This is a genomic window from Colwellia sp. MB02u-10, assembly GCF_014077185.1.
Taxonomy (GTDB): domain Bacteria; phylum Pseudomonadota; class Gammaproteobacteria; order Enterobacterales; family Alteromonadaceae; genus Cognaticolwellia.
This window is the reverse complement of sequence record NZ_JACGVK010000120.1, coordinates 137,244-149,399: the sequence shown is the minus strand read 5'-3', so window position 1 is coordinate 149,399 and position 12,156 is coordinate 137,244. Positions and strand designations below refer to the sequence as shown.

12 protein-coding genes are annotated in these 12,156 nt (G+C 38.1%); 1 reads left to right on the top strand and 11 read right to left on the bottom strand.

Annotation, left to right across the window (positions count from 1 at the left end; translation table 11 throughout):
• Positions 1-281: 281 nt before the first annotated feature.
• From H4J59_RS11660 to H4J59_RS19845, 11 genes are all read right to left on the bottom strand, one after another.
• Positions 282-1,358 carry a chemotaxis response regulator protein-glutamate methylesterase gene (locus tag H4J59_RS11660; RefSeq protein ID WP_182239564.1) on the bottom strand — a complete coding sequence of 359 codons (1,077 nt, stop codon included), beginning with the start codon at positions 1,356-1,358 and terminating at the stop codon, positions 282-284.
• A gap of 12 nt (positions 1,359-1,370) precedes the next feature.
• Positions 1,371-1,895: a chemotaxis protein CheD gene (locus H4J59_RS11655; RefSeq protein WP_182239562.1), complete on the bottom strand. Its 525-nt coding sequence runs from the start codon at positions 1,893-1,895 to the stop codon at positions 1,371-1,373.
• 41 nt (positions 1,896-1,936) lie between these two features.
• Entirely contained in the window at positions 1,937-2,767 is an 831-nt protein-coding gene (locus tag H4J59_RS11650) for a protein-glutamate O-methyltransferase CheR (protein ID WP_220469801.1), read from the bottom strand.
• 518 nt (positions 2,768-3,285) lie between these two features.
• Entirely contained in the window at positions 3,286-3,822 is a 537-nt protein-coding gene (locus H4J59_RS11645; protein WP_182239560.1) for a chemotaxis protein CheW, read from the bottom strand.
• Between the two features lie 10 nt (positions 3,823-3,832).
• Positions 3,833-5,878, bottom strand: a complete 2,046-nt coding sequence (locus tag H4J59_RS11640; RefSeq protein ID WP_182239558.1) for a methyl-accepting chemotaxis protein — start codon at positions 5,876-5,878, stop codon at positions 3,833-3,835.
• Positions 5,875-6,051 carry a hypothetical protein gene (locus tag H4J59_RS11635; protein ID WP_182239556.1) on the bottom strand — a complete coding sequence of 59 codons (177 nt, stop codon included), beginning with the start codon at positions 6,049-6,051 and terminating at the stop codon, positions 5,875-5,877. Before H4J59_RS11635 ends, H4J59_RS11640 begins: the two co-directional genes overlap by 4 nt.
• A 46-nt stretch (positions 6,052-6,097) precedes the next feature.
• A complete protein-coding gene (locus tag H4J59_RS11630; RefSeq protein WP_182239554.1) occupies positions 6,098-6,247 on the bottom strand; it encodes a hypothetical protein in 150 nt (49 codons plus the stop codon).
• A 49-nt stretch (positions 6,248-6,296) separates the two neighbouring features.
• Positions 6,297-8,519, bottom strand: coding sequence for a chemotaxis protein CheA (locus H4J59_RS11625; protein WP_182239552.1), 2,223 nt, complete (start codon positions 8,517-8,519; stop codon positions 6,297-6,299).
• 8 nt (positions 8,520-8,527) lie between these two features.
• Complete coding sequence (locus tag H4J59_RS11620; protein WP_182239551.1) at positions 8,528-8,848, bottom strand: lipid asymmetry maintenance protein MlaB; 321 nt, start codon at positions 8,846-8,848, stop codon at positions 8,528-8,530.
• 258 nt (positions 8,849-9,106) lie between these two features.
• Positions 9,107-9,475: a response regulator gene (locus tag H4J59_RS11615; protein WP_182232632.1), complete on the bottom strand. Its 369-nt coding sequence runs from the start codon at positions 9,473-9,475 to the stop codon at positions 9,107-9,109.
• Positions 9,476-9,505: 30 nt separating this feature from the next.
• Positions 9,506-10,201, bottom strand: a complete 696-nt coding sequence (locus H4J59_RS19845; RefSeq protein WP_404852021.1) for a methyl-accepting chemotaxis protein — start codon at positions 10,199-10,201, stop codon at positions 9,506-9,508.
• A 1,349-nt stretch (positions 10,202-11,550) separates the two neighbouring features.
• Here H4J59_RS19845 and H4J59_RS11605 point away from each other — a divergent pair.
• A complete protein-coding gene (locus H4J59_RS11605; protein ID WP_182239547.1) occupies positions 11,551-11,976 on the top strand; it encodes a DoxX family membrane protein in 426 nt (141 codons plus the stop codon).
• Positions 11,977-12,156 lie beyond the last annotated feature (180 nt).

The following is a 12,156-nucleotide window of genomic DNA, read 5'->3' as shown; positions in this document are numbered from 1 at the left end:
TGGTTGATTGACTGATAAAAATCAAACATCAGCATAATAATTATGACGACTTTGTGGCAGGAGATCATTAAATAAATATTATTTACAATTAATTATCCGAATACATCCCGGTGATAAATTAATTGAGTTTAAGGGTTAAACCAAGACATTAACTTAGACTTAATTGACTGGCTTTTTAACCTTATTTTTACCCTGCTTTGTGCAATTTTTATAACGAGTAGCTTTGTTGTTCAATGAGGTTAGCTCTTGGGATATTAAATCATGGCTTGTTAACAGCATGATTAATTGAAAGCATTCATTATTTTTGAAATATCTTTAAGCGAGCTTATTTTCTTAACACCTCCGCGTTCAATGGCAACCGCAGGCATACCAAAAACAACACAACTTGCTTCATCCTGTGCCAATGTAAAAGCACCAACATCAAACATTTCTTTCATACCATTAGCGCCATCATCACCCATACCCGTCATGATAATACCCAAGGTTTTTTTTGCAGCTGACTGCGCTACTGAGCGAAACAACACATCTACCGAAGGCCTATGTCGATTCACTAGAGGCCCAGCTTTTATTGAAACATACAATTTTCCTACTCGATTCTCTACAATCATATGTTTGTCACCTGGCGCTATCAGCACTTTACCTGTTTCAATCATATCGCCATTTTCAGCTTCTTTGACGTAGACTTCTGAAACAGAGTTTAATCGTTCTGAAAAGGCGGCAGTAAAAGCTTTAGGCATGTGCTGCACTATAACTACGCCAGGTGTATCTTTTTTTAGTGCAGAGATAACGAACTCAAGCGCTTGAGTGCCACCAGTAGAGGCACCTATAGCGATCAACTTGTTCGATGGTGTTGACTGTACTGGTGCAAACTTTGGTAGGATGACATCTGCTGTCTCCTTTTTTTGAACATTTATTATTGTTGGGACCATTGTAGGCGATATGCTTAGATTACTGAGTTTAACTTTAGCGGCTGCTCTTATCGCATCTGTAATCAACTTTTTTTGAGCACCTAGTTCCTGTTTCAGATTTGAGGTGGGCTTGCCAACAATTTCGACCGCGCCAAGACTAAGTGCTTTCATACTGGTCTCAGAAAATTTTTGAGTCAGTGTATAGCACATAACAACGGGGTAAGGATTTTCCTTCATGAGTTTTTTCAAAAATGTCAGGCCATCCATTCTAGGCATTTCAACATCGAGTATAATCACGTCAGGTCTGATTTTCTCCAACTTTTTGAGTGCAAATATTGGATCCGAAGCTGTGTCAATAACTTCCATACCTGATGTTTCATTGATAATGGTACTTAATACTTGTCGTACAATGGCCGAGTCATCGATAACAAGCACTTTAATTTTACTCATGTGGTGTAACTCCTAATTAATTCCGCTTTGTGATCTCATCGATTGTTTATGGACGTCTTCAGATTTATATTTAACCCAAACATCGCCCGTACTAACATCCATAACAATTCGTCTATGTCCTTGTTCACCCACATGTACCACCTGGATTTCGACTTCTCTCTTCATTAATAATTGCATTGCCTTTGCCGCATTTTTTTCGCCAATGCGGCCTTCGCTCAAATTCAATTTTTTAGCGAACATGTTAGCACCACCAAATATTTTCGCCTGATAATGCCTATAGTCTGTTTGATGCAATTTAATCGCCATATCAAACATTTCCATCGCCTCTTCGCCGTACCTGCCATCGAGCTCTGCAGACTTTACTTCGTTTTTTGGTCTGCATGGCAATACAAAATGGCACATGCCGCCAATATGTAAAACTGGATGCCAAAGACAGATAGCGATACATGACCCCAACACAGTGTGCACATGAGTACCCGGCTCAGCGAAAACAAAACCACCTGGATGAAGAAAAACTTGTCGAATACCCTGTTTCATTTTTGACCACCCTAATTTGGCATATATATAATCATAGCTATTTATTTCTTCTGGTAGACAGTTGGTGCAATGAGTTCGATAGGCAGGTCCATATATTTGAGCGACTCAGAATGACCAATGAACAACAAACCTTTAGAGCGTAACTTTGATGTTAGACTTCGAATAATATTTTTTTTGGTTTTATTGTCAAAGTAAATTAAGATGTTACGTAGAAATATAACATCAAACTTACCAACTTCAGGCAAGAGTTTAGTTAAATTAATTTCTGCAAACTGGGTTTTTTCCCGTAATTTGTTATCTATCAATAAATAACCGTCGTACTCACCCGTTCCCTTTAGACAATACTTTCGAAGAAAATTTTTTGGAATCGCATCAATTCGATGACACTGATATAGCCCACTCTTTGCCTTTTTGATCATACGGCTACTTATATCTGAACCAAAAATTTCCCATTGCCCCCTAGACCCAAAAAAATCATCCAACACCATAGCAATACTATAAGCCTCTTGACCACTTGAGCTAGCAGCACTCCATAATCGAAAATTGCGATTAATCGGATGGTGTTCTAGTACCAAGCTTTTCAGAAGATTTAAATGGTTAGCTTCTCGAAAAAAATAAGTTTCGTTGGTTGTTAGTAAATCAATAGCCATCTGATATTCTATGCTATTTTTATTTAATAACAGCTCAGCATACTGATCAAAGCTATCTAGCTGATGATGTCGCAAGCGTTTATTCAAACGAGAGCTAACTAACGTCTGCTTGCTCAACCCTAAATCTATACCAGCCTCATTGTAAATGAACTCTCTGATCGTTTGATAAGCATCAGCAGATACCTCTGGTTGCTTAAATCTTGGTCTAGTAAATTTATTCAACGTTATTTCCCAATATTTTTATATCAAGTCCAATCCGCAATACTATTTATTAGTGGCATTATACTTTCTCAACTCAAGATTATTACCTATGTTTTAAAAATTTGCCCGCAAGCACCATGTGTTAAAACAACATCAACTGTCGAGCTAGATCTTTCTTACGGTTAAGTTAGACTAACTGGTGATCGACAACTTACCTACTAAAAATACTTTTTTGGTGTTGGGGAAAATTCTAAAACTCTCTTAATGAAATGCTTTTTAATATTTGGCGACAAATGAGGTAAGTTTTTAACAACTATATGCATATTATCTTCCAGTATTTGTAGGGCTATGATTCAGTTATATATTCATAGCTAACTTTCAAATGAGAGCCTTTTTCACTTTACGTTGAGGCGCTAAAAACACTTGCTAACTATACTTTTTCGTACAAAAAATAAACATCAAACTAAAATATGATGCCTATTTTTCTGGACAACTATAAACTTTGCGCTATACGCTGAAATAAAGTGCATTTTATTATTTTAAAGTATATCGCTCTCGAATGGTATCGTCAGTTCATCGGCTATATTAGTGACGGCAGATAACTCATTGATCGAGAGCACATGATTAACATCCAGTAATATCATTAACTTATCATCAATTTTACCCATACCCTGAATAAAATCAGTACGTATTTTTGCACCGAACATGGGTGCCGCGGCTATATCCGAGTCTGCCAGTTCAATGACTTCATTGACAATATCAACAACCATGCCGACCTCGACACTCTCACCGTCTTGGTCCTTAATATCAATGATGATGATACTGGTGCGTTTACCAACCTCTTTGGCTTGATGTTCAAAACGCCGAGCAAGATTGATCACTGGCACAACGTTACCGCGTAGGTTAATCACGCCTGATATAAAATCTGGCATTAGTGGCACTACGGTCAAATTGGCATATTCAATAATTTCTCGAATATGCAAAATACCGACGCCATATGTTTCATCGTTGAGCACAAAAGTCAGGAATTGTTGAACATTTCCCGCACTAATACTCTCATTCGTTGACTTTGACATATCACTTTCCTTAAAATCGTTCGAATTTTTTTTCATCAATGACAGTGGATTCCTGATACTTGATCGATTTATGTGGTTTCAGATTATTAGATGGTGAAGGTGCAGCACCTGCTTTCAAACTCGGAGTGGCCCGACCATTGCTGTTCAGCTTGAAAAAGCTCATCATTTCAATCAGTGATTGCGACTGAATGCGCATTTCATCAGCAGTCGCTGCGAGTTCCTCTGAGCCGGCTGCATTTTGTTGTGTTACTTGATCAAGCTGATTCATCGCACTGGTAATCTGGCTAACACCAGCGGCCTGCTCTTCAGAGGCGGCAGAAATTTCTTGTACCAGTTCTGCCGTGCGTGAAATATCAGGCACCATTTTCTCTAGTAAACCACCCGCTTTTTCAGCAACTTTGACACTAACTCCCGTTAGTTGGCTAATTTCTGTCGCGGCTACTTGGCTTCGCTCGGCGAGCTTACGTACTTCAGCGGCAACGACTGCAAATCCCTTGCCGTGTTCGCCAGCTCTTGCCGCTTCTATCGCCGCGTTGAGTGCCAGCATATTGGTCTGGTAGGCGATGTCTTCGATAATAGTGATTTTCACAGCAATATCTTTCATTGCCTGTACGGTGGCGATAACAGATTCGCCGCCTTCTTTAGCCGCATTTGACGATTCAGTAGCAATGCCATCAGTTACCCGTGCATTTTCACTGTTTTGATTAATTGACGCACCCATTTCTTCAATCGAAGCACTGGTTTCCTCAACACTCGCGGCCTGTTCACTAGCGCCCTCGCTTAGACTTTGTGCGGTGCCGCTGATCTGCTCAGAAGCTGCCGCCAGAGCAGTGGAACTAGTATTCACTTCGCTAATAACAGAGACCAGTTTATCGCGCATCGTAATCATTGCAGCTAATACACCAACGACTTGCCCTTTGGTATGTATCTGCTCAGATTCAAGATCGCCTCTAGCAATTTTTTCAGCTATTTCAAGGATAACCGGTGCTTCAGCGCCAAGTTTCGACATAATACCACGAATAATCCACACGGCAGTACCCAAGCCTATCAGCACACCTAGCACTAATACGGCAAACATCAGGTTGCGAGCGGTTTCGTAGTTCTCTGTACTGTAAATCTTGTCTTGGTCAAGCTCCTTTTCGTTTATAGTAACTATCTCAGCAATCATATCTGTAGCTTCATCGTTTAGCCTACGTCCCTCGCTATTCGACAAGCTAGCCGCTTTAACATTGCCATTTTCGCGGCTGATGCGATATACGTCTTCATTAATATCAGTGAAGGTATTCCAAGCGTTGGTAAAGGTTTCAATATAAACTCTGCTCTCGGCGGTTGCCATATTGTCCAACTCAGTAAGTTGGGCGTTGAGGGTGGATTTTATGTTAACAATGACCTCGAAGTACTTATCTTTGCCTTCCTCTGTCGATGCCAGCAACAAGCTTTTTTCATCGCGGTGTATTTTTAGCATGTTTTGAATGATGCGCGAAGCCATTAATGTCTGGCTGGCAGCGTTGGTGACCTCACTGACAGTGAGATTGTTACCGTCTAAAACTTCCTTAGCATTTTGATCAACAACAGCTTTCATTGCTGTTTCTGCAATTTCAAACGCTCTTTGACCGCTGTCAGCAGACAAAGTCTGAGCCTTAACCGTCGAGTTCAAGCGAGAATAATTTACAACCTGTTGGTTGACTTTTAAATATTCATCCCAGATACCATCAAAATTATCCAGCAAGATTTTGCCATCATTATTTACCAGTGTCCTTAGCTCCTGACGACGTTTCTTCATTATTTCACGTCTCTCATTGATGAAAGTTTTATATTTATTCATATCTTCAATAGTTAGAGCGAGGATGAGGTTTTTCTCCGCACGCGAAACCGCGATAACGTCCTGATTAATGCGCGCGCCAAGTTTGATTTTATTCGACGAAAAATCCGCTATCTTGTCGATACGGCCATTCATATCGGACATGATATTGAGGGACAATGTCACTATTAATATCATCAAAATCACCAATATGCTAAACCCTCCGGTCAACTGTGCCTTCATTGTGAGTTTCATAACTTGCTCCTGGCTTTAAAGAAATAATTACACTGCACTTTAGCAGCAGGGTTTTGTTGTAATACCTGAACGAATCTTTGTATGGCACTAGTTAAGTAGCCAAAACCACCTATTTTTTTTTCAGAGGCTGCGGTGATATCCGCTCGCCATTTTTCCAGCATTAAATTGTTCATCTTTTTTCATCTTTTAATGTGATTACTTTAATGTTGAGGTATTCAGCTATTCGGCTGTATTGTTAATGACCGATAAGTTGATCGCTGCCAAAAAATCATTGGCAACCGCTTGAGTTTGCTTTAATGACACACGAACAGTCCCCTCTGCTCGACCCTGACGTTTAATACTTAAAACCTTAGATAATTGAAATTTCACTTTTTTGTGCTGTCACTAATATTTAGTGCTTTACTGCTCTTACTTCACTTTAAACAACCCGCCTTATCAGGCCTGGTACATCAATAATCATAGCGACCTCACCACTACCTAAAATGGTGGCCCCGCTTATACCTTTTAGATTTTGAAATACTTTGCCCAGTGGCTTGATGACGGTTTGGTGCTCGCCAAGTAATTCATCAACGACCAGTCCAGCTTTTTGACCGGCATATTCCACCACAACTATATTATATCTACACCCTTGTTTATTCGGGGTGCTGTTCAAGCTATCCTCATCATTAAAGACTTCAGAAAGGTGTATATATGGCATGACTTCGCCACGTAAATTGATGTACTCACCTTTCTTGGCTTGCTGCTCATCTAATGCGATACATTCCTCAACTAAATCGAGCGGAATGACATAAGATGACTTACCAACCAGCACCTGAAAACCGTCGATAATGGCGAGTGTTAGCGGCAAGCGAATGGTGAAACTGGTCCCCACACCCAATTCGCTATTAACCGATATTTGTCCACGCAGAGCATCAATATTTTTATTAACAACATCCATGCCGACACCACGTCCTGATATGTTCGTGATCTCTTTTGCGGTAGAAAATCCAGGGGCAAAAATCAGCCGGTGAATTTCTGGCAGAGTTAACTGTTGATTGGCTGAGATAATCCCATTTTCAATTGCTTTGGCAGTTAAAATTTCAGGATTTAATCCAGCACCGTCGTCGGTGATCTCAATAACAATGCTACCTGAGTCATGATAGGCTTCGAGTTTTACGATGGCAGTTTCTGATTTACCATTAGCCGTTCTGACATCGGGTTTTTCGATGCCGTGGTCTAGTGAGTTTCGAATTAAGTGCATTAGTGGATCACTAATTTTTTCCACTACAGTTTTGTCCAACTCTGTGTCACCACCGACAATTTTCAGGTCAATTTTTTTGCCCATTTCTTTGCTGACATCACGCACGACTCGTTTGAATCGATTAAAAGTATCCCCTATCTGAACCATACGAAGACTGAGTGTGGCATCTCGTATTTCTTCCACTAACCGAGTTAAATTTTCTACCGTTTCTAATAACTCTGCTTGCTCTGTTTGTTTTGCTTTTAGTTCGGTATGTGCACTTGAAATCACTAATTCACCGACCAAGTTAATCAGATCACCAAGTTTTTCAGCATTTACTCGTACAGATTGTTGTTCTACCTCTTTGACTTGTTTTTGCTTATCTAATACTGTGTCAACGGTGCTAGCATCTGCGATATTTTTGTCAATTATAAGGTCGTCCATTAGAGTATTAGTTATGCTATCAAGAGTTTTATTTTCATCATTTGCTATTGTGTGTTTATCGATATCTGCATTCTGACATTCAAGTACTTTTAACAGTTCGTCTTCCGTTAGCGCACCCGATGCAACAAGAGTTTCTCCAATTGCTATATTTTCTTCAGGTAATGCATAAATGAGTTGAGTGTAATCACTTAACTTACTTCGAGGGGCTAGGATTTGTAGCTGACAGTCTTCCATTAAAAATTCAAATACCTCAGCAATTGTCTCTTTTGATGCAGGTGAAGCTAAGCTTATTTCAAATCCGAGGTAACTTTCTTCTGGATTAATATCATCGAGTGATGGCAAATCTGTGGTCAATGTTGTTATATGAGTGATGTCACCGACAGTGTCGAGGTACCGAAAAAATGACAATGGATCCATACCATTAGCCAGCACATTACGGTTGAATCGGATGGAGATATGCCAATAGTCATTCATGACAGATTCAGTTAATTCAATCGCTACTTCAGACTCCGTTAGTACCTTGAACTCACTCTCAGCAGTGTTAACTACTGATGAATTTGGTGTTTTGACATCCAGATATTGATGCAGGTTTTTTAATAATTTTTCACCTGTTTCTCTTAGACTATCGCCAATGGGTGCTTCTGCATTATCAAGGGCATGTGCAACTAGTTGGCTGATCTGATCACGACTATCGAGTAACAGGCACATCAAATCGTCATCAAGGAAAATTTCCTTATCTCGTAGCTGATCCATTACTGATTCGGCTACGTGAGTGAAAGCGACAACATCGTCAAAGCTAAACAAACCAGCAGAGCCTTTGATTGTGTGGATAGTGCGGAATAAGTCATTAATGAGTTCGTCATTATCTGGCTCGTCTTCAAGCTTTAATAGAATATATTCTGCTTGTTGCAAAAGCTCTCTAGACTCTTCCGCAAAAACTTGCCGGCCTTCTGCCAGATAGTCTGTTTCGTCATTCATATCAAAGGTTACTCCGGTTGAATCCAGTCGAAATTTGATCTAATATTTAATACGTCCATGACTTCGGCCACTGGATTTGAGATTGCATTTAAAAAAACTTGTTTGCCATCTTTGGTCGCACTCTGCTTGAGGGCCAAAAGTAATTGAATACCACTGCTATCTATTTCTTCTACATCCGATAAGTTAAGCTCAAAATGGTTGAATTCAGCGTAATAACGCTTGATTTCAGCTAGATTTTTCGCTGCACAATAGATGGTCATATCTGGACTGGCATCTAAAACGCAGATGCCCTTTTTTTGATTTGACTCTTCACGTTTGGTAAATGACATGATTAAATATCCTCTTTTTGATACGTTTGATGTTTTAAAAATCAATAACTACATACCTGTAGTATTAATTTCTGTTACTTCTGACAAATCAATTTGACGGTTATTATCAGTTTTCAAATGAGGATATGGTTTGTTATTCTGTTCCATCAGATTATAAATCGACATTTCATCTTAAATGGATATTAATGCAGCCGTATTGATTTTTACTGTTATCACCAAAATTTAATCCTGCTAAATATACGATTGCCTATTATTCAGTTAGGGTAAAATCAACTTTGATACTGCATTTAGCAATATCGGTGGTTGAAAAGGTTTCACCAACCAAGCTTTTGCCCCTGAAGCACGACCTTGCATTTTCTTTTCATCGCCGGCCTCTGTTGTTAACATCATCATCGGAGTAAATTTATAAGCCGGTATTTTTTTTGCTTCTTGAACTAAGGTTATGCCATCCATATTAGGCATATTGACATCAGTGATTAATAAATGAATTTTCACTCCATTTAGTTTTTTTAAAGCCTCAACACCATCAGTAGCGTCAATCACATCAAAACCTTGTGATTCTAGTGTCAATCGGACAACCTTTCTAATCGATGCTGAATCATCAACAATCATTATTGTTTTTGCCATTAATTTGCTCCTTGTAATTATTTTTTATGATTAAAAAAACGTTAAGTTGTTACCTTGTGACTCTTGCCCTTGTGTTTTTTGTTCGCCGGCAACTATTGCTTGATGATTAGTTAACTCTTCTGGCACCGTATATCGAAGTGCCATTTTTTCAAGTATGTCATTTTTTTTAATTAAGTCTGCGCTTCGCTCTGTCGTTGGTACCGCCTTATTAGCCAATAACAACTCATTAAGATCATATAAATTATGTTCTGCATTTCCAAGAATTTGGGTAACTCTATCTTGAAACTGTAAAGCTGTTATTACATGATTAACCTCACCTTGAATTTGCTCTGAGGCATCGGCCAGTGTTTGTGACTTATCCTTGAAAGCATGCAAAGTGTTTTCAATATCAGTTAATACATTTTCAATGTGCTCTGAGCTACTTTCAATCGTTTTACTGTAAAATTGAGTTGTTGCTCTGGATGAAGTCAATGCATTTGCCATCGCGGTATTGATATCGTCAAGGGTTTTATTCATCCGACTACCTGTATTAGCAGAGGAATTGGCCAGCTTTTTTATTTCATCAGCAACTACTGCAAATCCTCGCCCATGTTCGCCCGCTCTTGCTGCTTCAATAGCGGCATTTAGAGCCAATAAATTAATATTGTCAGCAACATTTCTAACATCATTGGCCATGCTTTCAAGCTCGGCTGTATAAGAGGACAGTTGTTCTACTTCTTGGAACATCGTTTTCTCATTACAGTTGAGATTACAGAGGTCATTAATAACGCCATTCAAGATGGTTTTTGTACCTGTCAGCAGTGTGCCAATGACAGCGTCATCATCACTTTTACGTTGTTCATCAAGCACAAGGCTTATTTTTTTCGTTATAGCTAAAAACGTATCAGTGAGACTTAGCACTTCTTGTTCAACCTGATCTTTGGATGTTTTAATCTGTTTGGAAACAACGGGAAGCACTTCTCGCATGAGTTCTTCTAGTGCATCTATATAGGACTGAGTTTGCTGAATAAAGCTATCGTTAGCTTGATGAGAGGATGCAAGTTTCGCTTGAGCTAATTGCAACTTGCTCAATAGAACATAACCAACAAAAAGACTTAATCCAAACGTACAGCAGAATATAAATAAAGATAAGGTCATTGCTATATCTGTAAGAAATATAAGCAAAAGATAACCTACAACAGGGATGCTGCTAGGTATGATATAAAAGAAAGCTTTATCTATATTATTCAATTAGATTGCTCCTTTGATTGCTGACTAAAACATAAAACGATACAGGCGGACAAAAATGGATACAAATTGAAAAATTAAACTTACTAAATATTAGTACAACATAAAAATACATAAAAATACATAAAAATACATAAAAACACATAAAGTTATTATTTGCCAAACATCATACTTTCACATCTTAATTTTTTAAACATACTATTTAGCCAGAACTCTGGATAATAACTACACTATTTCGTCACTCTATTATCAAGGTCTTTCGACTAAATAGATTTGTGTGGTCATTTTTAGACTAGCTAGCTTTAAAGTTCAGGTGATAATTAACACAACACCTATGGAGTGATTACAGATTTATCAACTTCTAACATTAGCTATTAAACTTAAAGCCTAAATACAATACTTTAAAATAGAAAATGATATTTTAAAAAAATCTGTACTCTCTTTGCCAAAAAAACAAAGTAAAATACTCATTCATTACTCAATATAATAAGATTCTACCACCGGAGATAACTGGCCAAATTTTGGCTATTAACTATTATATTTATCACTAATATAAATATAAAATAAATTTTATTGTCACAGCGCCGGATAAAACCTAGGTAGGTAATTTAAGCTATATTTGGACAGTAGAAGGTTAGTTATATTTATACCCCATAATTGATTTATATTCACCTAAGATAATATTCAACCAATAAAGCCAAAGCTTTTTTCATACTACTATCGCTTAATATTATAGTCGTTATTCAAATACCTATCGATAATTAAAAAATCATAAGGGTGAAATTTAAACTTGATTATTCGGTCTTTAACAGTGATATCAACACTTTTATTTAATTTGAGGAATTTATATGTCGACAGCCGATCCCCTAGCCAACAAAAACTTACAAAGCAACTTGCAATGGTCATTACTATTTTTACGAGTTGGTGTGTTTATTGTGATGTTTATTTGGACGCTAGACAAGTTTGTTAATCCAGCACATAGTATTAAAATTTTTGAACATTTTTATAAAATCAGCGGCTTTAATGACATCATGGCTTATGTTTTAGGCGCGCTACAATTAATATTGGTTATCGCGTTTTTATTTGGCATTAAAAAACGCCTCAGTTACGGTTTAATTTTTCTGATGCATGCGGGTTCAACATTATCAGCTTACGCGCAGTATATGGATGCTTTTAATAATTTATTATTCTTCGCCGCATGGCCTATGTTAGCTGCTTGTGCCGCGCTATATTTACTTCGAGATGCTGATACTAAGTTTACTTTAGGCAAGTAGCCTATTGTTAATAAGCGCCTAATAAATACTTAATAAACATCGAGTAAAGTGAGCTAAGTAAAGTATGCCTAATAGCGTCTTATCTGTTCACTTTACAGAGTAAACGTTAGGTTGAAGGTGAAAACCAAAAGCCAAGGCAGAACACCTTGGCTTTTGGCTAATTTTTATTGAAACAGTTAA

What these genes read in the sequence shown, in the direction of transcription:
- H4J59_RS11635 (WP_182239556.1), bottom strand. Translation starts at nt 6,051, where the DNA reads ATGAACAATTTAATGCTGGAAAAATGGCGAGCGGATATCACCGCAGCC.
- H4J59_RS11615 (WP_182232632.1), bottom strand. Translation starts at nt 9,475, where the DNA reads ATGGCAAAAACAATAATGATTGTTGATGATTCAGCATCGATTAGAAAG.
- H4J59_RS11605 (WP_182239547.1), top strand. Translation starts at nt 11,551, where the DNA reads ATGTCGACAGCCGATCCCCTAGCCAACAAAAACTTACAAAGCAACTTG.
- H4J59_RS11640 (WP_182239558.1), bottom strand. Translation starts at nt 5,878, where the DNA reads ATGAAACTCACAATGAAGGCACAGTTGACCGGAGGGTTTAGCATATTG.
- H4J59_RS11620 (WP_182239551.1), bottom strand. Translation starts at nt 8,848, where the DNA reads ATGTCATTTACCAAACGTGAAGAGTCAAATCAAAAAAAGGGCATCTGC.
- H4J59_RS11655 (WP_182239562.1), bottom strand. Translation starts at nt 1,895, where the DNA reads ATGAAACAGGGTATTCGACAAGTTTTTCTTCATCCAGGTGGTTTTGTT.
- H4J59_RS19845 (WP_404852021.1), bottom strand. Translation starts at nt 10,201, where the DNA reads ATGTTCCAAGAAGTAGAACAACTGTCCTCTTATACAGCCGAGCTTGAA.
- H4J59_RS11645 (WP_182239560.1), bottom strand. Translation starts at nt 3,822, where the DNA reads ATGTCAAAGTCAACGAATGAGAGTATTAGTGCGGGAAATGTTCAACAA.
- H4J59_RS11625 (WP_182239552.1), bottom strand. Translation starts at nt 8,519, where the DNA reads ATGAATGACGAAACAGACTATCTGGCAGAAGGCCGGCAAGTTTTTGCG.
- H4J59_RS11660 (WP_182239564.1), bottom strand. Translation starts at nt 1,358, where the DNA reads ATGAGTAAAATTAAAGTGCTTGTTATCGATGACTCGGCCATTGTACGA.